This window comes from Mucilaginibacter sp. GW821-FHT07G05, from assembly GCF_059418565.1.
This window is the reverse complement of record NZ_JBWKQC010000012.1, coordinates 112,104-138,831: the sequence shown is the minus strand read 5'-3', so window position 1 is coordinate 138,831 and position 26,728 is coordinate 112,104. Positions and strand designations below refer to the sequence as shown.

General features: G+C 43.6%; 23 protein-coding genes and 1 other RNA gene. 14 read left to right on the top strand and 10 right to left on the bottom strand.

Annotated elements, in window-relative coordinates:
• Positions 1 to 46: 46 nt before the first annotated feature.
• Positions 47 to 946 carry a sensor histidine kinase gene (locus tag AC07NA_RS23820; RefSeq protein WP_494900341.1) on the top strand — a complete coding sequence of 300 codons (900 nt, stop codon included), beginning with the start codon at positions 47 to 49 and terminating at the stop codon, positions 944 to 946.
• A 3-nt stretch (positions 947 to 949) separates the two neighbouring features.
• On the opposite strand, the gene AC07NA_RS23815 is transcribed toward AC07NA_RS23820, so the two are convergent.
• Positions 950 to 2,305 (bottom strand): GH1 family beta-glucosidase, encoded by a 1,356-nt coding sequence (locus AC07NA_RS23815; protein ID WP_494900339.1) that lies wholly within the window; start codon positions 2,303 to 2,305, stop codon positions 950 to 952.
• Between the two features lie 300 nt (positions 2,306 to 2,605).
• Here AC07NA_RS23815 and AC07NA_RS23810 point away from each other — a divergent pair, with 300 nt between their 5' ends.
• The 6 genes from AC07NA_RS23810 to AC07NA_RS23785 all read left to right on the top strand — a co-directional run bounded on the left by AC07NA_RS23810 (position 2,606) and on the right by AC07NA_RS23785 (position 6,691).
• Positions 2,606 to 3,067 carry a DinB family protein gene (locus AC07NA_RS23810; protein WP_494900337.1) on the top strand — a complete coding sequence of 154 codons (462 nt, stop codon included), beginning with the start codon at positions 2,606 to 2,608 and terminating at the stop codon, positions 3,065 to 3,067.
• Between the two features lie 43 nt (positions 3,068 to 3,110).
• Complete coding sequence (locus AC07NA_RS23805; RefSeq protein ID WP_494900336.1) at positions 3,111 to 3,521, top strand: hypothetical protein; 411 nt, start codon at positions 3,111 to 3,113, stop codon at positions 3,519 to 3,521.
• Positions 3,522 to 4,178, top strand: coding sequence for an SCO family protein (locus tag AC07NA_RS23800; protein ID WP_494900334.1), 657 nt, complete (start codon positions 3,522 to 3,524; stop codon positions 4,176 to 4,178).
• Entirely contained in the window at positions 4,175 to 4,594 is a 420-nt protein-coding gene (locus tag AC07NA_RS23795) for a c-type cytochrome (protein ID WP_494900332.1), read from the top strand. The genes AC07NA_RS23800 and AC07NA_RS23795 overlap by 4 nt, the downstream gene beginning before the upstream one ends.
• Positions 4,595 to 4,796: 202 nt before the next feature.
• Positions 4,797 to 5,186, top strand: an RNA gene (gene rnpB, locus AC07NA_RS23790) — RNase P RNA component class A.
• 122 nt (positions 5,187 to 5,308) lie between these two features.
• Entirely contained in the window at positions 5,309 to 6,691 is a 1,383-nt protein-coding gene (locus AC07NA_RS23785; RefSeq protein WP_494900330.1) for a sigma-54-dependent transcriptional regulator, read from the top strand.
• 195 nt (positions 6,692 to 6,886) lie between these two features.
• Here AC07NA_RS23785 and msrA read toward each other — a convergent pair whose 3' ends face one another.
• From msrA to AC07NA_RS23770, 3 genes are all read right to left on the bottom strand, one after another.
• Positions 6,887 to 7,534 carry a peptide-methionine (S)-S-oxide reductase MsrA gene (gene msrA, locus AC07NA_RS23780; protein WP_494900328.1) on the bottom strand — a complete coding sequence of 216 codons (648 nt, stop codon included), beginning with the start codon at positions 7,532 to 7,534 and terminating at the stop codon, positions 6,887 to 6,889.
• A 119-nt stretch (positions 7,535 to 7,653) separates the two neighbouring features.
• Positions 7,654 to 7,899: a DUF3820 family protein gene (locus tag AC07NA_RS23775; RefSeq protein WP_494900326.1), complete on the bottom strand. Its 246-nt coding sequence runs from the start codon at positions 7,897 to 7,899 to the stop codon at positions 7,654 to 7,656.
• A 23-nt stretch (positions 7,900 to 7,922) separates the two neighbouring features.
• On the bottom strand, positions 7,923 to 8,873 hold the full coding sequence (locus AC07NA_RS23770) for an MBL fold metallo-hydrolase (RefSeq protein ID WP_345213001.1): 951 nt from the start codon (positions 8,871 to 8,873) through the stop codon (positions 7,923 to 7,925).
• 183 nt (positions 8,874 to 9,056) lie between these two features.
• Here AC07NA_RS23770 and AC07NA_RS23765 point away from each other — a divergent pair, with 183 nt between their 5' ends.
• Together AC07NA_RS23765 and AC07NA_RS23760 are read left to right on the top strand one after the other, a co-directional pair.
• A complete protein-coding gene (locus tag AC07NA_RS23765) occupies positions 9,057 to 9,296 on the top strand; it encodes a hypothetical protein (protein ID WP_345213000.1) in 240 nt (79 codons plus the stop codon).
• Positions 9,297 to 9,312: 16 nt separating this feature from the next.
• Positions 9,313 to 10,263, top strand: coding sequence for an aldo/keto reductase (locus AC07NA_RS23760; protein ID WP_494900323.1), 951 nt, complete (start codon positions 9,313 to 9,315; stop codon positions 10,261 to 10,263).
• A 172-nt stretch (positions 10,264 to 10,435) separates the two neighbouring features.
• On the opposite strand, the gene AC07NA_RS23755 is transcribed toward AC07NA_RS23760, so the two are convergent.
• From AC07NA_RS23755 to AC07NA_RS23735, 5 genes are all read right to left on the bottom strand, one after another.
• Positions 10,436 to 10,957 (bottom strand): tetratricopeptide repeat protein, encoded by a 522-nt coding sequence (locus AC07NA_RS23755; RefSeq protein WP_494900321.1) that lies wholly within the window; start codon positions 10,955 to 10,957, stop codon positions 10,436 to 10,438.
• 489 nt (positions 10,958 to 11,446) lie between these two features.
• Positions 11,447 to 11,746: a hypothetical protein gene (locus AC07NA_RS23750; RefSeq protein ID WP_494900319.1), complete on the bottom strand. Its 300-nt coding sequence runs from the start codon at positions 11,744 to 11,746 to the stop codon at positions 11,447 to 11,449.
• 42 nt (positions 11,747 to 11,788) lie between these two features.
• The gene (locus AC07NA_RS23745) at positions 11,789 to 12,538 is read right to left on the bottom strand and encodes an ABC transporter ATP-binding protein (protein ID WP_494900317.1); all 750 of its coding nucleotides are present in this window, start codon (positions 12,536 to 12,538) and stop codon (positions 11,789 to 11,791) included.
• A gap of 2 nt (positions 12,539 to 12,540) precedes the next feature.
• Entirely contained in the window at positions 12,541 to 13,404 is an 864-nt protein-coding gene (locus AC07NA_RS23740) for an ABC transporter permease (protein ID WP_494900315.1), read from the bottom strand.
• A 1-nt stretch (position 13,405) separates the two neighbouring features.
• Positions 13,406 to 14,377, bottom strand: coding sequence for an ABC transporter substrate-binding protein (locus AC07NA_RS23735; RefSeq protein ID WP_494900313.1), 972 nt, complete (start codon positions 14,375 to 14,377; stop codon positions 13,406 to 13,408).
• A 363-nt stretch (positions 14,378 to 14,740) separates the two neighbouring features.
• Here AC07NA_RS23735 and AC07NA_RS23730 point away from each other — a divergent pair, with 363 nt between their 5' ends.
• The 3 genes from AC07NA_RS23730 (at position 14,741) to AC07NA_RS23720 (ending at position 19,945) form a co-directional block, all read left to right on the top strand.
• A complete protein-coding gene (locus AC07NA_RS23730) occupies positions 14,741 to 15,886 on the top strand; it encodes a methionine aminotransferase (RefSeq protein ID WP_494900311.1) in 1,146 nt (381 codons plus the stop codon).
• 66 nt (positions 15,887 to 15,952) lie between these two features.
• The gene (locus tag AC07NA_RS23725; protein WP_494900309.1) at positions 15,953 to 16,732 is read left to right on the top strand and encodes an amidohydrolase; all 780 of its coding nucleotides are present in this window, start codon (positions 15,953 to 15,955) and stop codon (positions 16,730 to 16,732) included.
• A gap of 189 nt (positions 16,733 to 16,921) precedes the next feature.
• Entirely contained in the window at positions 16,922 to 19,945 is a 3,024-nt protein-coding gene (locus tag AC07NA_RS23720) for a GH92 family glycosyl hydrolase (protein WP_494900307.1), read from the top strand.
• A 168-nt stretch (positions 19,946 to 20,113) separates the two neighbouring features.
• Here AC07NA_RS23720 and AC07NA_RS23715 read toward each other — a convergent pair whose 3' ends face one another.
• Positions 20,114 to 20,995 (bottom strand): polyphosphate kinase 2 family protein, encoded by an 882-nt coding sequence (locus AC07NA_RS23715; protein ID WP_345212990.1) that lies wholly within the window; start codon positions 20,993 to 20,995, stop codon positions 20,114 to 20,116.
• Positions 20,996 to 21,108: 113 nt separating this feature from the next.
• On the opposite strand from AC07NA_RS23715, the gene AC07NA_RS23710 reads away from it, so the two are divergent.
• Positions 21,109 to 23,433 carry a penicillin-binding protein 1A gene (locus AC07NA_RS23710; protein ID WP_494900305.1) on the top strand — a complete coding sequence of 775 codons (2,325 nt, stop codon included), beginning with the start codon at positions 21,109 to 21,111 and terminating at the stop codon, positions 23,431 to 23,433.
• Positions 23,434 to 23,509: 76 nt separating this feature from the next.
• On the top strand, positions 23,510 to 26,725 hold the full coding sequence (locus AC07NA_RS23705; protein WP_494900303.1) for a tolB protein precursor: 3,216 nt from the start codon (positions 23,510 to 23,512) through the stop codon (positions 26,723 to 26,725).
• The last annotated feature ends 3 nt before the right edge of the window (positions 26,726 to 26,728 follow it).

The following is a 26,728-nucleotide window of genomic DNA, read 5'->3' as shown; positions in this document are numbered from 1 at the left end:
AGTTATGTAAATTAGCTTTTTAAGCATTTATCACATAGTTAAACGTATGTACGCACAGTATAAGAATATCTTCTGCTCACCGGCGCTTATAAAACCTCACGGACAGATACGTGCCCACCTAAAAAAATCGGGGTTTGACCGCGCTGCAACTGCCTCGGCACAAACTCCGGAGGCAACATTTATTAGCAATAAAGGTGATGGTGTGCAGCAGGAAATTCCGGGTATACAGATACAGATAAATTCGGCTGAACAACGCAAAGAAAAAGACCGCGCACTGTATGCCGTAGCGCACGATCTGCGGAACCCGCTTACCAGCATCATCTCATTAGCCGATATGATATTGAGCAACGGCGAAATATCTGAAGAGAACCAGCAGTTCTTAAACTACATAAAAGAGATCTCTTATAATTCCCTGGAATTCACCAAGGAGATCATCTACTCGGGCAAGCTCGAAAATTCGGAATTGAGCGGTCAGTTTAATGATATTATAGACATTGTTAAAAATTGCGTTACCATACTTACCCTTAAAGCCGAAGACAAACAACAGTTAATTGAACTGATTGTGCCGGATAAAGAGATCAGTCTGTTTATCAGCAAGCAGGAAATTTGGCGAATGATCACCAATATTTTAAGCAACGCTATAAAGTTTAGTCCGGTTGGGGGCAAAATAATAGTTGAGGTAACCGAGCAACCTAAGTTTGTACAAATTGCCATAAAAGATAATGGCATAGGCATACCCGAGCGTATTCAGGACAAAGTTTTCAATTCTTTTACCGATGCAAGGCGCACGGGTACATTCGGCGAAACATCAACAGGCCTGGGGCTTTCCATTTGCAAGCAAATAGTAGAGAAACACAACGGCAAGATATGGCTTAAAAGCGCCGAAAAGCAGGGAACCACATTCTTTATACGTCTTAATAAACCCGAGCAATCTGCAATAGTTTAAAAGCTATTTCAGAAAATCGGCATACCATCGACCGGACCCTTTGATTATACGCTGCTGCGTTTTAAAATCGACATGGATCAACCCAAAGCGTGGATGATAACCTTCGGCCCATTCAAAATTATCGGTTAAAGTCCATACAAAGTAGCCGTTTACGTTATGGCCTTCATTTTTGGCTTTTAATACCTGTGCTATGTGGTTTTGCAAATAATCTACCCTTTTGGCATCGTCAACCCTGCCGTCGTTAACCGTATCAGGGAAAGCGGCTCCATTTTCGGTGATCAGGATATTTTTTATCTGCGGATAGGCGCTAAACTTTTTAATCACCTCGTATATAGCCTGCGGGTAAACCTCCCAGCGCATATCGGTTAGCGGCACATTCCGGTTTTCGGCCTTTACCAATCGCGCGCTGATGTAGGGCGTAAAAAAGGAATAACGCACAATCTCCCTTGTGTAATTTTGTATGCCGATAAAGTCAAAATCGAAACTCATATCGTCTTCATCGCCCGGGTAAAAATACCTGCGGATGCCTTTTAGCACCGGAATCTCTTCATCAGGGTAACCCAAACCTAATATAGGCTCAATATATAAACGATTGATCAGCGCGTCGGCTCTTCTGGCCGCGGCTATATCTCGTGGCTTGTTGGAGTGTGGCTCGATATGCGAGCATGAAAAGGTGGTGCCTATATTGGCATGCGGCAACAGGTTTCGCAACACCCTTGCCCCTGCCACAATGCTAAGCACTACGTGATGTATGGCGGGTAAAAAATTCTTGATCCCGCTTCTGCCCGGCGCGTGGATGCCAAAGAAATAGCCTGCGCCGGTAAATACGGCAGGTTCGTTCATTACCATCCAGTGTTTCACCCTGTCGCCAAAACTGCGGGCGCATATTTCGGCAAAGTTGGTGAACCAGCCTATAACATCGCGGTTTGTCCAGCCCCCTTTAGCTTCCAGCACCTGCGGCAAATCCCAATGGTATATGGTAAGCCAGGGTTCAACGCCTTGTGACAGGCAATAATCAATAACTTTGTTATAATGATTTATCCCGGCCTGGTTGATAGCGCCGGTTCCTTCAGGTAAAATACGTGTCCACGAGATGGAGAACCTGAAGTTGGGGATATTCATTTCCTTTATCAGGTCGATATCCCGCTGGTAATTATTATAAAAATCGCAGGCGATGTCGGCATTATCGCCATTTAATACCTTGCCCTTTTTGGCGGTAAAAGCATCCCATATCGACTGCCCTTTGCCGTCAATATCGCACGAACCTTCTACCTGGAATGCCGCAGTTGACACGCCCCAGGCAAAATCATCACCAAAAAGTTGTTTATTAAAATCAGACGTACGCGCAGCGTTCTCCATTAAATTGAGCTAAAAGTTAAGCCCAAATTGTACAATATAATTGTATTTAAAAAGCGTTTCAGAATAAATACTTAGTGTATAAACGATGAACGCATGCTTTTTAACACCATCCATTCGCGCAAACCGCCAAGCAGTTTTGAAAATAAGCTGATCAATTTCATAGCCTTCAATTTTTAATTATTATAAAGCTACTCCACACGTATGTATTTATCCTACAGTTAATATTATTTAATTGTTAAGCAGTTTGTAATAATTTTACCCGCCCTGTTATATTATATATGCGTTACCTACCTTTGGTGAATGAAAGATTATTTCATCCACCTGTTTAATTACGACAAGTACGCCAATCACCTGATACTTGATACCCTGCTGAAAAGCCCGCATACCGACAGAGCTGTACAAATTATGGCCCACCTGTTGGCAGCCCAGCAAAGATGGCTTTACCGTTGCAAGGGTTTGCATATTGAGGCTGATGATGTTGACCTGCAACCGAAAAACTGGCCTGCCGATGCATTAGGAGCCATTGTAGACAGCAATTATACCTTATGGATGGAGCACCTCGCATCACTTACGGATGAAGATCTGCAAGGTACCATTTCGTACCAAACTTCAAACGGCATGCCTTTCACCAATACACTGGTTCAAATATTAACGCATATCATTAACCACGGCACACACCACCGTGCGCAGGTTGGTCAGCACCTCAAATTTGCCGGTGCAGCCGCGCTGCCGGGTACCGATTATATTATGTTTACAAGATAATGATAGCCGAATATTTATACAGCAAGATCAATTTTAATATACCATGAAAAAAATATTTGCCGCCGCGCTTTTAAGCCTCACCATTTTTAGTTGTGCCGATAATAAACAACAGGAAAAAGAGGTATACAATAAAGTGATAGAATTGCATGATAAGGTAATGGCCGATAAGGACGCGCTTATCAAAAACAAAATGCAGCTGGATACCCTGCTTACACAACCTACCCTGGCGGCTAAAGACCATGACATAGCGCTAAATTTAAGTAAAACCGCCACCGCTGCCGATAGCGCTATGGACGACTGGATGCACCATTTTGAACCGGACTATTCAGCCAAATCGCATGATGAAGCCATGAAGTACCTGAACGATCAGCATGCACAAATAATTAAGATAGATTCATTAACAAAGGCCGCTGTTGAAGCTTCAAACAAATTTTTGTTAACTCATAAAAAATAAATGAAAAAGCTAATTGGAACCGCGGCAATTGCATTGCTGCTGTTTAATGCCTGTACTTTTAATACTGCCGATACGCAAAAGCTGCCTATATACGGCGAGCGCGAACCTGTAACCAAAACAGTGAACGGCAAGGAAGTAACCGATACCGTTTACCATACCATACCGGCGTTTAAGTTTATTAACCAGTATGGCGATAGTATTACCAACAAAAGCCTGGATGGTAAAATATATGTGGCCGATTTCTTTTTTACCAGTTGCCCGTCTATCTGTCCGGTGATGCACCGTAACATGCTGGCCGTGTACAATGAATTTAAAAACCTGAACGATTTTAAGATCATCTCCTACAGTATCGACCCTAAATACGATAGCGTTAAGGTATTGAAAAAGTATGCCGACAAGCTAAACGTACAAGGCAATACCTGGTGGCTACTGCAAGGCAAAAAGGATGAAACCTACAAACTATCTGAAAGCTACCTCGTAACCCGCCCCGAAGAAGATGCCAAGGAGCAATTTATTCATGATGGTTTTTTTATATTGGTTGATAAGCAAAAACGCATCCGCGGCTCATACTCCGGTGTTGATGAAAAAGAAGTGCAGAAGTTGATAGCCGATATTAAAACATTGCGTACCGAACCTGAACAGGCCGAAGCCAAATGATAAAGCTCAAGATCATCGGCCTACTGTGCCTGGCTATAGCCTTCGCGGTGGTATCGTGCCAAAGCGATGCCGAAATTGAATTTAAACGTTATTACACCAGTGGCAGCGTGATATATCAAACCCGTTGCCAAAACTGCCATGGTAAAAATGGCGAAGGCCTGCTTACACTAATGCCACCGCTTACCGATACCGTATTCATCGCTAAAAACCGGGCGCAGCTACCCTGCTATCTGCAAAACGGATTGAGTGGAATAATCAATGTATCGGGAAAATTCTTTGATAATAAAATGCCCCCCGCCAACCTTGCCCCCATTGAAATTGCAGAGGTGCTAACCTATGTAGGTAACAGCTTCGGTAATAAAACCGGGGTGATCAATTTAAACGAGGTGGAGAAGAGTTTGAAAGCGTGTAAGTAGTTGTGAAGATAGAAAGTCCGGAAGTCCGCGTAAGTCGGGAAGTCCGAAAGTTATTGTAGAATAACAAAGGTTTTGGAATGGATAGTTTCGCTTTTACCTTTTCGCTTTCGCCTTTCAGCTTTAACCTTTCCGACTTCCTGACTTCCCGTCTTCCGGACTTCCCGACTTATACAGACTTCCCAAATAAAACCCTACCTTTGCATTTGCAAAACGTTCTATCGCTATGAGCTTGCTTATGGAGGAAAGTCCGGGCAACACAGAGCATCCTGCTTCCTAACGGGAAGGCGCCGGCAGCCGGCGACAGAAAGTGCCACAGAGAATATACCGCCGTGGTTTTTAATTACGGTAAGGGTGAAAACGTGAGGTAAGAGCTCACGGCTTTTCCGGGTAACCGGGATCGCGGTAAACCTCAGGAGTTGAAAGACCAAATAGGTTCCGGACGTGAAGCTGCTCGCTTCTTTTTACTGTTTACAGTATTGCCGGAATGGGTAGGTTGCTTGAACCTGTTAGCGATAACAGGGCCAGATAAATGATAGAAGCCGCCCCCTTAAAACGGGCGGAACAGAACCCGGCTTACAGCTTTGCTGCTGCACACCCTCTCCCTTTATAAGGAGGGGGTTTATTTTTTTAAAACCAAAAGTGTTTAATTTTGTATACATATATCATACATTAGATTCACTGTAAACTTTAATATCTTATTGACTAAATATAAACATGGCTAAAATTTTAATAATTGATGATGAGAGGGCAATACGCAGTACCCTGCGCGAGATATTAGAGTATGAAGATTACCAGGTTGAGGATGTTGACAACGGCATTGACGGCTTAGAATTGATCCGTAATAACGATTACGACCTGGTACTGTGCGATATTAAAATGAACCGCATGGATGGCATGGAGGTATTGCAGGGAGGTTTGGCGATAAAACCCGATCTGCCTTTCATCATGATATCCGGCCATGGCACGGTTGAAACAGCTATTGAAGCCAGTAAAAAAGGCGCGTTCGATTTTATATCGAAACCACCCGATCTTAACCGCCTGCTCATCACCGTACGTAACGCCCTCGACAGGGGAAGTTTGGTTGTTGAAGCCAAGGTTTTAAAACGTAAGGTATCAAAAGTGCGCCCTATACTGGGTAACTCACAGGCCATAGTAAAAATAAAAGAAACCATTGATCGCGTTGGCCCTACCGATGCAAGGGTGCTGGTAACCGGCGCCAATGGTAGCGGTAAAGAACTGGTAGCACGCTGGCTGCACGAAAAATCAAACCGCTCAAACGCCCCTATCATCGAGGTAAACTGCGCGGCTATTCCGTCGGAATTGATCGAGAGTGAGTTGTTCGGTCACGAGAAGGGTTCGTTTACATCGGCTATAAAACAACGGATAGGTAAGTTTGAATCGGCCAATGGCGGTACTTTGTTTTTGGATGAGATTGGCGATATGAGCCACTCGGCCCAGGCCAAAGTATTACGTGCCTTGCAGGAAAGCAAAATTACCCGTGTGGGCGGCGAAAAAGAGATTGAGGTAGATGTACGTGTAGTAGCCGCGACTAACAAAGACCTGCTAAAGGAGATTGAAGATGGCAACTTCCGTATGGACTTGTACCACCGCTTAAGCGTTATCCTTATCCATGTACCACCGCTGGTTGATCGTAAAGAAGACATCGGCCTGCTTACCCAAAGCTTTTTAGAGGAGATTTGTGGTGAATACGGTATGCCGGTTAAAAAAATATCCGACGCGGCCTTAGATGCCCTTAAAGCACTGCCGTGGACAGGTAATATCCGCGAGCTGCGCAACATGGTAGAAAGACTGATCATCCTGAGCGATAAGATCATTACCGATAACGATGTAAGGGCCTTCGCCAATCCATCGGCACCGGTAAGCGTAAGTGCCGCCGTGGTAGCAGCCGCGCCCCAAACAGATTTCAACCAGTTCAAAAACTTCCAGGAATATAAAGACTTCGCCGAGCGCGAATACATTAAGTTCAAGCTGGAAAAAAACAACTGGAACGTATCAAAAACCGCCGACGATATCGATATTCAAAGAAGCCACCTCTACAGTAAAATCGAAAAATACGGTTTGAAGAGAGGGGAGTAATTCTTTAGTCGGGAAAGAAAGTCCGAAAGATGGGAAGACGGGAAGTCCGGAAGACGGAAAGTTTTCTCAACTCGTATAACAAAGAAGTCCGGAAGCCTTGAGCTTCCGGACTTCTTTGTATAGTAACGTTCAGACTCCCCAGCAATATATTTTGTCTTCCGGACTTCCTGTCTTCCCGACTTTCGGACTCCCACCCTACCTCAAATACGCCTTCATCGCTTTCCTAAATTTTTCAACTTTGGGTTTTGATACCGATTGAATGTAGAAACTACCCTGATTGGCTTTATAATAACCCTGGTGATAATTTTCGGCGGCGTAAAATACTTTGAAGGGCACCATCTGTGTAACTACTGGATTATTGTAATGCTTTGATGCATTCACCTTTTTAATTACGTTTTCAAGTGTCGCTTTTTCAGCAGCAGTGCGGTAAAATGCGATGGAGCGATAATCTGTACCCTCATCAGGGCCTTGTCTGTTCAATGTAGTGGGGTCGTGCGCGCTGAAAAAACCTTCCGCCAGGGTTTCGTAACTGATAACTTTAGGGTCGTAATAAACCTGTACAGTTTCGGCGTGGCCTGTGGTACGGGTACATACATCTTCATAAGTAGGGTTGGCAGTTGCGCCACCGGCAAATCCAGCTACTACCTTGTTCACTCCTTTTAATTCGGATAGCGCTTCGCTCATGCTCCAAAAACAGCCTCCGCCAAAAGTGGCAACCTCTTCGCCGGGTTTGGCAGCAGGAACAGCGGCAAAGTCATTTTTGTCTGCTCCTTTTTTAGTTTGACCGTTTACGCAGCTAAACAGCAGGAATGTGCACGCTAAATATAATATACAGTTTTTCATCTTTGATAAATTTAATGGTCAATGTCGTTTTCAATAAACCTTGAACAGACATATAACTAACTGAATATACGAAGATGAAATTGCAGCGGATGGTCAGCCTTAAGTAAACAGAAGAGCGTTTACTGCTTCCTGTTTCTGATCATTTGCTTAACTTGGAACAATATCTTATCCACTCCGTTAATTTTTATCTCGTACACGGTTGATAACAGCATTCCCAGCTTACCCGGAGGGAAGCCTTTGCTGTGCATCCACTCCAGGTATGATATCGGGATATCTGATATCAGCGTGTCTTTATACTTACCGAAAGGCATTTTAGTTTGTACCGCGTCAACCAGTATCTGCGGGTCGGGTGTTAAATTTTCCACCCGGTAAATATAGGCTATTGGTGTTAAACCAGTCGCTTATTTACTACCCGTGTTATTAAAAAGCCCGCAAGCGTAGCCGCAACAGCAATAGCGGCGGCCTTTAGTTTAATGTTGCTATCGTCGGTATACGACGGTACGTATTTCACCCCTGTTTCATCGGCCATTGCCGCGCGTTTTATATAACGGCCATGATGCGGCACCGCCAGTTCTTTAAAGTTATTGGCCAGATAACTCAATTCTGTTTGCAATTCTTTACCCCGCATTACTTCGCCATGCCCAGTAGACGCGATGCGCGGTTGCAGGGCAGCCAGTTTACGTACCGATTTACCGGCAGCGTGCCAGTCGGTAGTTAAGTACTTTGGTGGACCGGATAGCTTACGGATAAAATTAAGCACATAAATAGCCGATTCGGTTTTGGTGGTAGTAAAAGCATCCCCCGCTATCAGCGTAGTATTCAGCGGCCAAAATAGCGATATATGACCCGGCGTATGGCCGGGAGTATGGATCACTTTCCATTCCGGTAGTTCGGGCACACCATCGTATTTATCAATGGGGATCACCCTGCTGCCTAAGTTGATAGGTTTTGAAGGATACGCCCACGACATGAGGGCCATCAGTCCGCCACCTACGGTTGGATCAGCCGGTGGGTATGATGATGCCCCAGTTAAATAAGGTATTTCCAGCGGATGCGCGTATACAGGCACATCCCAGTATTTTAAAAGTTCCTGCAAGGCACCCACATGGTCGAAATGCCCGTGCGTAAGTACAATAGCGGCAGGTTTGGTACCCGGTCCGAATAATGATTCGGCCATGGCGATGATCCTTTTTGCCGTACCCCGTAAACCTGCATCAACCAATACCCAACCTTTACCCGCGCTGCGGCGGTTGGCTATCATATATATGTTTACAAAAGTTATTTTCATTCCCCAAACACCCTGGGAAACCTGGAAATAATTCGGTTTACTCTTTTTCATAATGCTTAAAATAGGTTTCAGAATACTTTTAAAGAACAGCTTAGTACAGTTAATAGTTTTAATAAATAATTAATATGCACTTAATACACGAGGTTTCTTATTACATATATCAGACAATAAAGCACTTTGCCATTGCAAACACAATAAGCGTTTTTGGTGTTCTTAACACTTAAACTTATTATTATGGAAGGAATATTTGAAGCAACACTCACCGGATCAGACAGCCAGATTGATGGCATGGTACAACAAACAGTGTACGACGGTTATGGGCCCGCCTACGAATTTAAATCTGTTGATAATACCCTGCATTTAATTATTGCTAAAGATGATGATGGCCGCTGGGTGCGTGTTGCCGGTACCGAACCTTATTTTTCGGGTTGGGTAGACGAACTGGCCGAGCAAATTAATTATTCACATCAATAAGCATTTAATTTTAAGTATGACAAAGAGAGAGATTGGAAGTTCAGGATTATATGTAAACCCTTTTGCCTTTGGAGGGAATGTTTTTGGCTGGACAGCAGACGAAAAAACATCGTTTGAGCTGCTGGACGCCTTTGTTGATTCGGGTTTCGACCTGATTGATACCGCCGATGTATACTCTTACTGGGTACCCGGCAATAAAGGCGGCGAATCGGAGATCATTATTGGCAACTGGTTAAAAAAATCGGGCAAGCGCGATAAGGTTACCATTGCCACCAAGGTGGGCAAACCAATGGGCGAAGGTAAAAAGGGGCTATCGAGAGCTTACATTACACAAGCCGTTGAAGATTCTTTGCAACGTTTGCAAACCGATTACATCGACCTGTATCAATCGCACGACGATGATAAAGACACGCCGCTTACCGAAACACTCGAAACTTACAGCGACCTGATAAAACAAGGTAAAGTACGCGCGATAGGCGCTTCAAACTTTACGGCAGATCGTTTAAAGGAAGCTTTACAGGTAAGTGCCGAAAATAATTTGGCCGCCTACCAAAGCCTTCAACCCGAATATAATTTGTATGACCGTGCAGGTTACGAAGCCGAACTGGAGCCGCTTTGCCGCGAAAACAACATCGGGGTAATTACCTATTACTCGCTGGCCAGTGGTTTCTTAACCGGCAAATACCGCTCGCAGGATGATCTGAACAAGAGCCAGCGTGGCGGCGGTGTAAAGAAATATTTGGATGAGCGCGGTTTCAGGATATTGGATGCACTGGATAAAGTAGCGGCAGACCATGCCGTTAACCCGGCAACGGTAGCCGTGGCCTGGGTAATTGCAAGGCCGGGCATCACCGCCCCTATTGCCAGTGCCACGAGCACCAAACAGCTCAATGATATTGCGAAAGCAGCACAGCTTAATTTAAGCGAGGCTGATATTGAGTTATTGAATAACGCAAGTAAATATTAATAAAGAAGGTTATGTCGAAATCGCAAGTAGCGATTAGAAAATAACAAGCTAAACCAAAAATGCGTCATTGCGAGGAACCAAGCAATCCCCTACTTACAGAGTGGCCCTGTATCGTTAAAAGATTGCTTCGTTCCTCGCAATGACGCATTTGTTTAATCCAGTATGAGAACCCTTACTCTATAACCTCATAAGTATAAGACTGCTTTTGTTGAATTTTTGATTTTACACGTTCAATCGCTTCTTCAATATCAATTTTTTGCTGTTTATCGGTAACCTCCATAAAAGCGGTTCGGTAATCGGCAAGGGCGGCTGTCCAGTTCTTGTTCTTTTCCTGAAATAAACCCGATACCTTGTAAATTGAAGCAGCGGAAACACCCGGTACAGTAAGCGCCTTTTCCTTTACCTTAATTACCTGGGTTTTCATATTTAAAAATACCAGTAAACGCATGTAATGATAATACGCGTTCGGAAAGGTAGGTTCAAGGTCGATACAAGTTTTGAAATGATAACCGGCGGTTTGATAATCGTGCACCTCGTAATAATATATTTTACCCAACTGGTAATGCGCCTTGGCATAAGTTGGGTCGTTATTGATGATCTCGGTAAGTAAACGCAAGCCCATTGGTCGTTCGCCGTAAGCTAACTCGTCAACTGCCTGCAGATATTTTTCATCAACAGAATAAAAAGTGTCCATAAAAAAATTTATGATGATGGCTTAAAATTAAAAGCCGTAATAAAAATTGTAATTAGTAATTGTGTACGTTTTTTGGTAAGGATACTGTACTATACCGGCACAGAGAAGAGTGGTAACGTAGCTGCACACTGCTTATGAAGCGAGGCCATAGGCCGCACCACATTTTTATTGCAGAAGTTGTTTATCCGTAGCATTGCAGTATGTTTTGCTGCAAAAGTAACGATAAAGTACCGGTATTACAAAAATTAAGATACAGCAGATTAATGGTTTAGGGAAATAAGAGGTGTTATACAGGCAGATATGATTCTTTTTAATACACTATCGCGAGTTTAACATAGCGTAACTCGGATAACATATGGCTTAAGCTTTCAGCTTAACCAATTCAATATACATACTGTTGTTTACGAAAGCTGAAAGCTTTCGGCACGCTCTGTCACGAGTTACGCTATGCTAAACTCGCGACAGCAATAGTTTAATAAAATGCGGTAATTAAGCGCTTCTCAAGCTATTGATATCCTGCATCACATCAACCTGCGATACACCCGAATTGATGGCTTTTACTTTTACCACTTCTATCAGGTAATTGTTTTTAAGTTCTTTTTCAGATACCAGTACGCTAAAGTCTTTATAGCGTACGCCTTCTTCGTAAGGGTACACGGTATAGCCGCGTTTGTTAGCATCGTAATGGCCAAGCTCAAATATTTCGTCTTGTTTTTTGCCTTTTATTTTTGCACCGTTTACCAGTTGGTAAGCGTCGTATATGGTTTCAAAGTTGTTAGTCTTCATCATACTTACCCTTTTACAATAACTTTGCCAGTTTTTTACGGGAGCCTAACTAAACCAATCAAAAAGGTCATTTTGCTTTAATTGTAATTTTTGTGACTGTGGAATGTCTTTTAATATCTGCCCCTCGCCCATCTGTATAATGCGTGTTCCATAATTATAGGCATCTTTTAAATTATGGGTGATTAAAATTGAGGTCAGCGCGAAATCTTTTACCAGTTTATCAGCAGTTTGCATCACCACCCCGGCAGATCGCGGATCGAGCGCCGCGGTAGGTTCATCCAGTAAAAGCACCTTGCAATCGTCCATAACGCTCATCAGTAAGGTAAGTGCCTGCCTTTGTCCGCCGGATAAGGTACCCATGGGTTGTTCTATCTTATTTTCGAGCCCCATGCCCAGCGTGGCAATTTTGGTTCTCACTTCATTTTTAAACCCGGCATTAATACCTATCGATAAGCCTTTACTTTTGGTACGGATAGCCGCCAGCCTGAAATTATCCAATATACTCAAATCGGGCGCGGTACCGCTTAGCGGATTTTGAAATACCCTTGCTATCCATTTACTGCGATGGTGGTCTGCAAGTTTTGTTACATCGTTATCATCAATCAGCACTCTGCCTTCATCGGCAATAACGCTGCCCGCTACCAAATTAAGCAGCGTACTCTTTCCCGAACCATTAGCCCCTACTATCACCACGAATTCACCCGTTTTAATCTCAACGCTCACATTATTGAGCGCCGTTATTTCGGCGGGTTTACCTTTATTAAATACCTTGGTTACGTTGCTTAACTGTATCATCGTTATCTTTTAAAGGTTAAACGCGGTATCCCCACTATCAATAAAACAAATACAGCAGTTACCATTTTCAGGAGGTTGGCATCCACCCCTATATCAAGCGTGATAGCCAGCACCAGTTGAAATATTATCGCCCCGGCCAGTACCAGGGCCAGGCTTACCCATATAGAAGTAATGCTTAACCAGTTGATAAATGTTTCGGCAATAATTACCGAGCCTAAACCTACTATAACTACCCCAATGCCCATATTGATATCGGCAAAGCCCTGAAACTGCGTCATTAAATAACCACTCAACGCGGTCAAAGCGTTGGCCAGTGCCAACCCGGTGATCTTCATGCGGTCGGTATTTACACCTAATGCCCTGATCATGCTTTCACTGTTACCCGTAGCCCGCATAGCAAGCCCGAAATCTGTTTTGAGCAGGTAACCTATTAACAGTATCACAATGAACACTACTACAGCCAATATTAAAAATGTATTTTGATTAGGATCGGTGATCACATGCAGCAGATCGAACAGTGTAGAGGTACCAATAAGCGGCAAATTAGAGCGCCCCATTATGGTTAAATTAACGGAGTATAAAGCCGTCATGACTAAAATACCGGCGAGCAGGGCATTTATTTTTAATTTGGTATGGATGATGCCCGTAAGCGCGCCTGCCAATGCCCCCGCGCAAAGTACAACAGGCAAGGCAATGTACACCGGTTGATGATGGGTGAGCAATACCCCCGTTACCGCACCGCCCAGCGTATAACTTCCATCGGTAGTAATATCCGGAATGTTAAAGATTTTCATGGATATGAAAATACCCAGCGCGATGCCCGAAAAACACAAACCCTGTAAAAGCGCGGTAAGGTAAAAATCCATTTTATTTTACAGCTTCAAAATTTGAGGGGATGCTGATATTATATTTTTTAACCATTTCCGGATTGTATACCCTTTTCCTGATCTTCACCATTTCGGGTTTCAGGCCATCGGTTTTATGTGTTTTTAAATATTGAGCAGCCTGTTCACCTGCCTGGTATCCCCATTGGTAAATATCGGCGCCAAAAGCGGCTACTGCTCCGCGCTGCACCAAACCGGCTTCGCTGGTAAAAATGGGCACGTTTTTTTGGTCGCAATTCTTTTTAATGGTTTCAAACGCAGCAAACACGGTATTATCCGGATTGGCGAAAAACGCGTCGATGTTTTTACCCAATAACGATTGCGTTACCAGTTGCGCATCGGCAGATGAATTAAGCGGCAGGGCAATCAGCGTAACATTCAATTTATCTGCCAGGCCCTTAATACGTTGCATAGCGTCGGCCGATTGTGGTTCAGATTGATTATAGATCATCCCGATCACCAGCTTCGCTCCTTTTGGTTTAAGCAGTTTTGGGATGATGGAAAACGAGGTATCGATGTAGTTCAGATCTTCCACCGTACCGAACAGGTTAACCGGTGCCTTACCGTCTTTAAGTACATTCATACGCTCCGGCGTAGGCGATACCATTTCGAAGATGGGAATGGTGGTTGTTTTTTGAACGGCAGTTACCGATGATAAAGTAGTTGAGGTTGCCAACAGGTCGACATTTTCAGATACGTAATGGTTAACGATCTGCGTAAGCATTGGGATATCGCCCTGGGCGTTACTGTATTCTATTTTGATGTTCTTTTGTTCTTCGCTAAAGCCGTTCTTTTTAAGGGCGTCAACAAAACCGGTTTTGGCTTGCGATATGGTAGCATCTTCAAAAGCCTCTACAAAACCTACAACGGGCACGCCGCTTTTGGTTTTTGATTGGCACGAAACAATAGCTGCTAATATAAACAGGGCACTAATAAATTTTAGAGGCTTCATCATTTTACTAAGGTAAATAAAAGTAAGAAAAGCGAAAGTGGAAAGAATTTGGTAATTGCGGTGTGATGACATTTATGATTATTGTTTTTTATGGCTATTGTTTTTTACCACAAAGTTCACAGAGGTTTGCACGGAGTTACACAGAGAAAGGCTAATAGTTTACATAGAGTATTTGTTTTGAAAGAAAAGTTCTTTTATTATCAATTATAAAACCTAACAATCTCAAAAAAATCTCTGTGTAACTCCGTGCAAACCTCTGTGCCCTCTGTGGTTAATAGCTTTATGTAGTTAAACCCACCCTCTACCAAACCATATTTTTCAACAAATCACACCCTTCAAACATTAAAACGCTTATTTTAGCCATTGATGATTCCTTTTATATCAAAACTTCCGCAAACCGGAACTACCATATTCACTACCATGTCGGCCCTGGCCAATGAGGTTGGCGCTATTAATCTTTCGCAGGGTTTCCCTGATTATGAGTGCTCTGCCGAGTTAACCGACCTTGTTAATGCTGCCATGAAACAAGGTCATAACCAATATGCGCCAATGGGAGGCGTTATGTCGCTTCGCGAACAGCTGGCTATTAAAACCGAAAAACTTTACGGCGCGGTATACAATCCCGAAACGGAGATCACTATTACAGCAGGCGGTACACAGGCATTATTTACAGCAATAAGCACGGTAGTTAACCCTAACGACGAGGTAATTATTTTTGAACCTGCTTTTGACAGCTATGCCCCTGCCATTAAACTGATGGGCGGCGTGGTAAAATCATTGTCGCTTGATCCGCCCGATTATCGTATTAACTGGGAGATGGTAAAAAGGCTGATCACCAACCGTACAAAAATGATCATCCTTAACTCGCCGCATAACCCTACCTCTACCATTTTGCATAAGGAGGATATCGAGCAGTTATACAGCCTCATCAAAAACCAGGATATTTTTATTTTAAGCGATGAGGTATACGAACACCTGATATACGATGGTGAAACCCACCACAGCATTGCCGCTTACCCCGAATTGCGCGACCGCAGCTTCATCATCGCATCCTTAGGTAAGCCTTTTCATACCACCGGCTGGAAGGTTGGTTACTGCATAGCGCCCGAATATATGATGAAGGAATTCCGCAAGATCCACCAGTTTTTGGTGTTCAGCGTGAATACACCTATGCAATATGGGTTGGCCGAATTTTTAAAAAATGAAGATAATTATCTGAACTTGCCGGGCTTTTTTCAGCAAAAGAGAGATTCGTTTCGGCAGGGACTTGAGCAGACCCGTTTCAAGCTATTACCATGCTACGGATCATACTTTCAGTCAGTAACTTATAATGACATTACCGACGAGAAAGACATGGACTTCGCCATACGTTTAACTAAAGAATTTGGGGTGGCATCTATCCCTACATCGGTGTTTTATAGCAAGGGTACTGATCATCATGTATTACGTTTTTGTTTTGCCAAAAGACAAGAAACGCTCGATAAAGCCGTTGATAGATTGATGAAGGTTTAATAACCTAAAGCATAGTATGTACGTACAAGGCTATTATTTGCCGAACCTATAAAAAACATTTCGCTTATGGATAATTTAAAGATCACAGTATTTCAGGGCTATTTATTTTGGGAAAATATTGATAAAAACCTCCAGAATATAACCCTCCGGTTATCCGGCATCCGCGAAAAAACTGATCTGATCATCCTGCCCGAAATGTTTAATACCGGCTTCACCATGAATGCCGCCACTTTAGCCGAACCGATGGGCGGCAAAACCATGGAGTGGATGCACACCACCGCCAAAAAATTTGATTGCGTAATTACCGGCAGCCTCATTATTGCCGAAAACGGCAAATGCTACAACCGCCTGATATGGATGCGCCCCGATGGCAGCTATGAGCATTATGATAAACGCCATTTATTCGCCCTTGGTAAAGAACACGAAACGTATACCGCTGGCGTAAAAAAATTAATTGTTGAACTTAACGGCTGGAAAATTTGCCCGGTTATATGTTACGATCTCCGTTTCCCGGTTTGGTTGCGTAATGTAGATGCCGAGTATGATCTGCTGCTGATTGTGGCTAACTGGCCCGAGCGCCGTGCTTTGCACTGGCGTACCCTTATCCCCGCGCGTGCGGTGGAGAACCAAAGTTATGTAATAGGTGTAAACCGTGTAGGTCACGATGGCAACGAGGTATACCACTCCGGCGATTCAACCTGCATAGACCCCAACGGCAACGTGGTATACTACAAACGCGACGAAGAAGACGTGTACACCTTCACCATTATAGCCTACGAACTGGAAAAAGCACGCCGCGCCCTCCCCTTTTTAAAGGATGCCGATAAGTTCGAGATCAAAGATTAATACAGATAGCTTGGGTACAAGAATATAATAGGCAGTTATCCGCACAAACAAATCAAAGCGCACTTGTTGAGCGTATTAGCCACGCCTTTTTACTTACAGATACAAATTTCGTTCAGGTTGTTGGATTTTTTCAGATATTCACACTAAACGTAGTATTTTGCGTTAATTAAAAAATCTAAAAATCAATCAATGGTATCTGTAATACGCGGCGTTTTAACCGGCGCATTGGTATTAATCATTTCCGTAACGGCATCGGCCCAAAAAAAGAAAGATTACACGCAATTTGTTAACCCGTTTATAGGTACAGGTGGCCACGGGCATACTTACCCGGGCGCGGTAATGCCTTTCGGAATGGTACAGCTTAGTCCGGATACCAGGTTAACCGGTTGGGATGGCTGCTCGGGTTACCATTATACCGATACCGTAGTTTACGGTTTTTCGCACACGCACTTAAGCGGTACAGGCATTGCCGATTATTGCGACGTACTATTTATGCCAACTACCGGCGAACCTAAATTTAAGAACACCGAATACAGTTCGCCATTTAAAAAGAAAGATGAAGAAGCCTCTCCCGGCTATTACAAAACCGAACTTTCAAAATACGATATAGAGGCCGAACTTACCGCTACGCAACGCGTGGGCGTACACCGGTACGATTTCCCGAAGACAGCGCAAGCCAATATCATTATCGACCTGCAACACCGCGACGAGGTGCTTGAATCGTGGATTGAAGTAGTTAACGACCATGAGATCCGTGGTTTTCGCAAATCAAAATCATGGGCTAACGATCAGCATGTATACTTCTACGCTAAGTTCTCCAAACCATTTAAAACCTACGGTATAGCCGTTAACGATAAGGTTGAGCAAGGCAAAAACAAGGCCGAGGGTAAAAACATAAAGATGTACATACAGTTTGATAACCCCGGCGAAGTAATTGCCAAAGTGGGGATATCTGCCGTTAGTGCCGAAGGCGCATTGAAAAATCTGGATGCCGAGGTGCCCGATTTCGATTTCGCGAAAGTAAGAAAAGCCGCTAAAGCCGCCTGGAATGTAGAGCTTTCAAAAATACAGGTGGAAGGCGGCGCTCCGCCTCTGCCTATGCAGCCATCAACATCAAACGGTGTATATAATGGATACGGTCGCCCCGAAACAAAAAAGAAATTACCCGACCCGGCGAGGATAAAACAGGTGATATTTTACTCAGCATTGTACCATACCATGCTGGCCCCCAATATTTATAACGATGTGGATGGCCAATATCGCGGCCTCGATCAAAAGATTCATACCGCGCAGGGCTTTAACTATTATACCGTATTCTCGTTGTGGGATACCTTTCGTGCCGAAAACCCGCTGTTGAGCATCATCGATCGCAAACGCACGCTCGATTTTATCAAATCGTTTTTGGCAATGTATGATGAGGGCGGCCTGCTGCCGATATGGCCACTGGCAAGTACCGAAACTTATTGTATGGTGGGCAATCACGCTATTCCGGTTATTGTTGACGCGTACGCCAAAGGCATCCGCGATTTTGATGCGGAGAAGGCATTTACCGCTATGAAAGCCGCCGTTAATCGCACGCAATTCGGGCTTGATGTTTACCGCAAAAATGGTGTGGTACTTAGCGATGATGAACATGAGTCGGTATCTAAAACTTTAGAATACGCTTTCGATGATTGGTGCATAGCCCAAATGGCCAAAATGCTGAACAAACCGCAGGACTATACCGAATACATACAGCGCGCCCAATACTGGAAAAACAATTTCAACGACGAAAATAGCTTTATGCAGGCCCGCGCCAATGGCGGCTGGTATAACCCTTTTGAGCCAACCGAGATCAACAATAACTACACCGAGGGCAATGCCTGGCAATACTCATTTTTGGTTCCGCAGGATGTGGAAGGTTTGATGAAAAGCATGGGTGGCAAGCTTAATTTTGAAATTCAGTTAGATGAATTATTTACCACTCAAGCTAAACTAAGCGGCAGAGAGCAAGCCGATGTTACGGGCTTGATCGGTCAGTATGCACATGGCAATGAGCCAAGTCATCATATTGCTTACTTGTACAACTTCACCAATTCGCCGCATAAAACACAGTACATGCTCAGCAAAATTTTTGATGAAGAATACAGTGATCAGCCTGACGGCCTGGCCGGGAATGAAGATTGCGGGCAGATGTCGGCATGGTATGTAATGAGTGCGTTGGGTATTTACAACATAGCGCCGGGTCAGCTGCAATACCAGATAGGCCTGCCGCAGTTTGAAAAAGCCACCATTAATTTAGAGAACGGCAAAAAATTTGTGATCAGTAACAGCGGTGCGGCTATTACACGGGCCAATACCTATTTGCAGGGTATGAACTTCAACAAAGAGGTTTACAACAAGCTATATCTTGATTTTACTGACATTAACAAAGGCGGCGATTTTGAAGTATTCACCGGCAGGTTACCTAATAAGATCTTTATGCAGGATCTGGAAAAGGGCAAGTCGGCCATTACCGATAACCTGATCGTTCCTAACCCGTACATCATCGCGCCATCGCAAACCTTTACCAGCCCTATGAGCATCAGCATATCAAGTGCCGATAGTCTCGCGAAATTATATTACACATTAGATGGAACTGAACCTACAGCAAGCTCTACCCTATACACCAAGCCGTTCAGCATTAGCAACAGCACTACTGTAAAAACCATCGCTATTAATAATGGCAAACAAAGTTTTGTAGATGTGGGCACCTTTACTAAAATAAGGGGCGATATTAAGCTAACGCTTACCAACCGCTACCTGCCCAATTATGCCGCACAAGGCGATATCGCACTCATAGATGGCATCCGTGGTAAGGCCAACTGGCGCATAGGCAACTGGCAGGGCTACCAGGGTAAGGATTTGGAAGCGGTGCTTGACCTTGGACAGGTTAAAGAAGTTAAAAAGGTAAGCCTTGGTACTTTGCAGGATAGCGGCTCGTGGATTGTGTTCCCTAAAAATGTGCAGTACCTTGTATCAAACGATGGCAAAAATTATAAGCTTGTAAGCACGGTTAATACCAAAGTTGATGTTACCGATACCAAAGCGCAAACGCAGGATTTCAGTGCCGACATTAACCTGCGTACCCGTTTCATTAAAGTGATTGCTAAACAATATGGCCCACTACCAGAGTGGCACGAAAGCAAAGGCAGTCCGTCGTATATTTTTGCGGATGAAATTACAGTAGAGTAAAAGGATTTTATATTAACAATTTCGCAGTCGCTCCGCCTCCGGGCGAGTGACCATTATTACCCGGCCTCCGGCCGAAAGCATTTTCATTATTTGAGTACGGCCGGAGGCCGTGGGATAGTTGCCACTCGCCTGGAGGCGAGCGGCTGAACATTTTCTTTATTTATATTCTTATTTGCTATTAACCAGTTCGGTTTTGATACCATCCAACCTCGTTTTATCATCATCTGACAACTCCGGATAGGCCATTTTTAATCCTTTAAGCGTATCCAATACAATGGTTGATATCGCTACACGGGTGAACCATTTTTTATCTGCCGGGATAACATACCAAGGGCAATCTGTTGTAGATGTTTCGCTGATGGCTTTTTCGTAGGCCTGCATATAATCATCCCAATATCCGCGCTCTTGCAAATCGGCGGCCGAGAATTTCCAGTTCTTTGAAGGGTCATCTATCCGTTTCAGAAAACGCTCCTTCTGCTCTTCCTTTGAAAGGTTTAAAAAGAATTTGATAATTACCGTACCATTAGCGGTAAGGTGTTTTTCAAACTGGCGGATACTCTCGTAACGTTGCGCCCAAAAATCCTTATCTACCTTCTTTACGCTATCAATACCGGGGATACTCTCCTTCAGTACATATTCGGGGTGTACTTTTACAACCAGCACATTTTCGTAATGCGACCGGTTATGGATGCCTATCCTGCCGCGTTCGGGCAAAGCCTTGTAATGTCGCCACAAAAAATCATGGTCGTAATCTTCGGTGCTGGGCTGTTTAAAACTGTATACCTGGCAGCCTTGCGGGTTGATGCCACTCATGGTATGCTTAATGGCGCTATCCTTACCCGCCGCGTCCATCGCCTGAAAAATTATCAGCAGCGATTGCTTATTGGCAGCGTATAATTGGTTTTGCAATTCCGAAATTTCGGCTACCAAACCTTGCAGTATGCCTTCGGCATCTTCCTTTTTCAGGTCGGCCGAGTAGGCCGGATCATAGTCTTTTAAGTTGAATTTTTTACCTTGATCGACCTTTAATTTACTTTTTATATCCTTCATAATTAAAAAATAAGCAGATAAAAATATGAACCTAAAATTTACGTGATATTTTTACGTTGTTAATATTTATTATCCCGCTATGATTTAGCACCATATTTTTACATCTTTACCACATGTTCAGACGCATAAGAAACCAATACCTGCGCTATTTTGTTATATTTATTTACTTCACAATCATATTTTTTTGCTCTATCGAGCTAAACTTCCTGTGGCTATTCGGTTATTCACCTGATATGCAGGATATTAAAATGCCAACACTATCAGTTGGCTCAGAAGTTTATACTGCCGACGGCAAGCTTATAGGGCAGTATTTTAAGGAAAACCGCTCTCCTGTCGATTTTAAAAGTATATCTCCTAACCTCATTAATGCCCTTGTAGCTACCGAAGATGAGCGTTTTTACAAACATAACGGTGTTGATGTAGTATCATTTTTTAGCAGTATGCTCTCCACCGCCAAGGGGGACAGGCGCGGCGGCAGTACCATTACACAGCAACTGGCTAAAAATCTTTTCAAAACCCGTAAAAAGAAATCGCAGGGTGTAGTAAGATATATCCCGGTATTGAGCACGGTGGTTTATAAGTTTAAAGAATGGCTTACCGCATTCAAGATTGAGCATATTTACAGCAAGCAGGAAATACTTACCATGTATTTCAATACCGTGCCTTTCGGTAATAATACCTTTGGGGTAAAAACAGCGGCGCTTAAATATTTCGATAAAACGCCCGACCTGGTTAATCCGGCAGAGGCGGCTACATTGATCGGGATGCTGAAAGCCACATCTACATACAACCCTATACGCAACCCTAAGCGGGCTATTGAACGCCGGAATGTGGTTTTGGGGCAAATGAAAAAGAACAATTATCTTAATGAGGCTCAGTACAAAAGCAATGTAACTCTTCCGCTTAATCTCGATTTAAGTTATGTGGATAACGATTCGCATGGCGACTCGTACATACGTCGCGCGGTAGAAAAATGGCTGGATAAATGGTGCAAGGATAATGATTACAACCTGTACGAAGACGGCCTGAAGATATATACCACCATTGATTCGCGCCTGCAACAGTATGCCGAAGAAGCGGTTGTTGAAAAAATGAAATCGCTGCAAAAACGCTTTAATAACGTTTGGGGCGATAAAAACCCGTGGAGAGATTCAAAGGGTGAAGAAATAAAAGATTTTATCCTGAAAAACGAGCAGCGCTTGCCCATTTACAAGCTTTTAGAAAAGAAATACAAAGGCGATACCGTACAGATCCAGAACTACTTCAAAACCAAAAAAAGGATGAAGGTATTCACCTGGAACGGCGAAAAAGACACCACCTTTTCCAGTATCGATTCTATTAAATATTACGCGCACATCCTTAATACGGGGATGATCACCATTGAACCAACCACCGGTAAAATAAAAGTTTGGGTAGGTGGTATCGATTATAAGTACTTCAATTACGATCACGTAAAGCAATCAAGACGCCAGGCGGGTTCAACCTTTAAACCGTTCGCCTATTTAACCGCGCTTGATAACGGTTACACTCCGTGCGATAAATTTACCGATAAACCGGTCACCATAAAATATAAGGATAACGGTAAGGACGAAGTTTGGCAGCCCAACAATGCCGATTTCAACTTTTCGTACCGAGAAATGTCGTTACGCTGGGCCATGGGCCGATCTGTAAACTCTATTACCGCGCAGCTAACCGAAAAGGTAGGCTGGGATAAAATTGTGGAATACGCGCATAAATGCGGAATAGAAAGTCCGTTAAAATCGGTACCATCGGTATCATTAGGTTCAAACGATGTATCGGTTTATGAAATGGCAAGGGCTTACAGTACCTTTCTTAATAAAGGCGAAAAAATAGACCCGCTGCTGGTAACAAAAATCACCGATCAGCAAGGTAATGTATTGCAGGAGTTTACGCTTAAAACCGAAAGGGTATTGAGCGAGGAAACTGCCTGGCTGATGTTGTACATGTTCCGTGGTGGTATGGAAGAACCGGGTGGTACTTCACAAGCCCTTTGGGAGTACGATATATGGAAGAAAAACAACCAGATAGGTGGTAAAACAGGTACCTCATCCGACTATGTAGACGGCTGGTATATGGGCATCACCAAAGATTTGGTTACCGGTATATGGGTAGGCGCCGATGACCGCAGCGTACACTTCAAAACATCAGAAACCGGCGAAGGCTCGCGTACCGCGCTGCCAATATTCGGTCGTTTTATGGAGAAAGTATATGGCGATCCTAAATCGGGCTATACCTATGGCGCATTCCCTAAGCCATGGGTGAAGATAACCAAAGAGTACATGTGCCCATCGCCGCATATATCGGTAGATACCACATCAACCGATAGCATGGGCTTTGATGCCGACAGCGCGATAACAGCGCCTGAAACCACCACTCCCGAAACACAGCCCGAAGGTGAACAACCTGTAACACAGTAATAATTATTTTAACAGCTTATAAATTTAATTAGCCATTTAAGTAAATTAGCCCTAAGTTATTATCAATTCATCAACCATGAATAAAACTTTTACCCCTGTATATAAAGTTGTAAAATATATCCTTATCGCCCTTTGCTTTGCATCGCCTGTATTACTTACCACGCAGGCAAACGCGCAGTACTTTGGCCAAAACAAGGTGCGCTACAAAAAACTGAACTTTAAGCTGTATAAAACCCCGCACTTTGATATCTATTATTACATGCATAATGATAGTTTGATCAAACGTTTCGCGCAGGAGAATGAGCTTTGGTACACCTTGCATCAACAGGTTTTCAGGGATACCTTTAATATTGCTAACCCGGTAATATTATATAACAACCACCCCGATTTTCAGCAAACAACCGCTATTGACGGCGAGATCAGCGTGGGTACAGGTGGTGTTACCGAAGGTTTAAAAAACCGCGTGGTGATGCCGGTAATGGAAACTAACCATACCACCAGGCACGTAATTGGCCATGAATTGGTGCACGCGTTTCAGTACCATATTTTATTAGGCAAAGATTCAACCAGCTACGAAAACCTGGGGAACATCCCCTTGTGGATGATTGAGGGTATGGCCGAGTACTTATCCATCGGTAAAAAAGACCCTTACACCGCCATGTGGATGCGCGATGCCTATTTAAATAAAGATATCCCATCGGTAAAAGACCTTACCGAGAGCAATAAATACTTCCCTTACCGCTATGGCGAGGCCTTTTGGTCGTTCATTGGTTCAACTTATGGCGATACCGTAATTGTGCCTTTCTTTAAAAACACGGCACGCTTTGGATTGGAGTATGGTATCCGCCGTACGTTTGGCTATGATGATAAAACCCTGTCGCGTCTTTGGAAAAACTCTATTGAGAACACCTACAAACCGCTACTATTAGATACCGTACAGAAACCGGTAGGTTACCGCGTGATAGACGAAAAAAGCGGCAGCGAAATGAGCGTTGCCCCTACTGTAAGTCCGGATGGTAAGTACCTTACTTTCCTGTCGTCGAAGGATCTGTTTACGATAGACCTCTACCTCGCCGATGCCAAATCGGGCCGTATCATCAGGCGGTTAAGCAGCAAGGTATCTAACACGCATATTGATGAATTTAACTTTATCGAGTCAGCTGGCGCATGGTCGCCGGATAGCAAGCAATTTGCTTTCAGCGTATTCAACAAAGGCCGCAACAGGTTATTGGTTGTTGATGTAAATAATGGCCGTGTAAAATACGACCTCTCGATGGGTAAAGCCGAACAATTCGGTAACCTTACCTGGTCGCCGGATGGTAAGCATATCGCTTTCCAGGGTTTATCAGAAGGCCAGGGCGACTTGTATACTTACAACCTCGAAACCAAAGAACTAAAACAGCTTACTAACGATAAATACTCCGATTACCAGCCGAACTATTCGCGCGATGGTAAAAAGATAGTTTTCGCAAGCGACCGTACTACTTACGACAGATCAACTTCGCAGGATATCAGCTTTAACCTGGCCGAACTGGATATAGCCACCGGCAAGGTAACCGACTACATGATATTTAACGGTGCCAATAACCTTAACCCGGTTTACTCGGCCGATGGTAATAAGATCTTCTTCCTGTCAAACCGCGATGGGTACCGCAACCTTTACCGCTTTGAACCTGCAACAGGTAAAATTGAGCAGATGACGGAGTTATTCACCGGTATCAGTGGTATTACGGAATTTTCGCCTGCGTTGAGCGTGTCAAATAACGATGACGTTTTATACTCTTATTACCGCAAGCAGAAATATCTATTATACAATGCCAAGGCTACCGATTTTAAACCAAAAGAGGTACAGGCTACCGATGTAAACTTTGCAGCGGGAATGTTGCCGCCGCCGCGTTCGGTAGGTGTCGACCTGATCAACTCCAACCTCAACAACTTTTTGGCTTACCCGCGTATAGGCAGCGATTCGATCAAAAGCTCGCCTTACCGCCCGATGTTCAAAATGGATGCCCTGGCGAGCAGCGGTATCGGTATTGGAGTAAACAGCTATTACGGCACAGGCTTGTCAAGTGGTATACAAGCTATATTCAGCGATATATTGGGCCAAAATCAAATATATGCCGCCGCTAACGTAAACGGACAGATCTACGATTTTGGTGCCCAGTTTGCCTATGTTAATCAAAAAGGCAGGTGGGATAAAGGTATCAGCGTATCGCATATTCCTTACCAGTTTGGTTTCTACAATCAGTCGTACGATTATCAGGAAATTAATGGTAACCGCGAGTTGGTGTTCAACAGCGATAACTATATCGTAAGGAACTTTGAAGATGCGGTAAATATATTTACCTCTTACCCTATTTCACGGATTAACCGATTGCAATTTGGTACCGGTGCATCATACAACTCTTATCGTACAGATCGTTACCGTACAACATCGGTAATTGATACGGTAAATAACCTTTCTTATTTTTATAATTCCGACCGTAAAAAGGTTAATAATGATGAAGTTGAAAATACGTTGGGTTTCAGCCTTAAATCATACACGTTGTTAAAAGCCAATGTGGCTTTAATTGGCGATAACTCTTTCTTCGGAGTTACCGGGCCGCTTAATGGTTTCAGGTATCATTTAGAGGCCGAATATGTTTTCGGTTCATTCAATTTCTTCTCGCCTACTATCGATTTAAGGAAATATGTGCGTGTGGCCCCGGTTACTTTCGCTGCCCGTTTATATGGCACCGGGCGTTTTGGCAATAGTGATAATCGTTTGTATCCTTTATATGTGGGTTATCCTTTCCTGATCAGGGGTTACGAAGCACAAAGCTTTTACAATGCCCAAAGGTTTTCAACTAATGGCTTTAACATCGATCAATTATCGGGTGATAGAATAGCAGTAGCAAATTTTGAGATTCGTTTACCATTCACCGGTCCGGAAAAGCTGGCACAAATTAAATCGGGATTTTTGTTTACAGATCTTAACCTGTTTTTTGACGCGGGTTTAGCCTGGAGTAAAGGCAACGAAGTGATCTTCAAAAAGGCACCCGATTTGTTAGGTTACGATATTGCAAGGGATGTTAACGGAAACCCAATTTTGGACAGTAACGGCAATACGGTTGAGGATAAAAATAGTCCGCTATATAATACAAACCAAAGAGTGCCTGCGCTAAGTGCCGGTATATCATTACGTGTTAACCTTTTCGGTGCACTTATTTTAGAACCTTATTTTGCAATTCCATTCAACCGTACCGATGTTAAAAAACCGGTATTCGGGCTTGCATTTACACCGGGTTGGTAATTT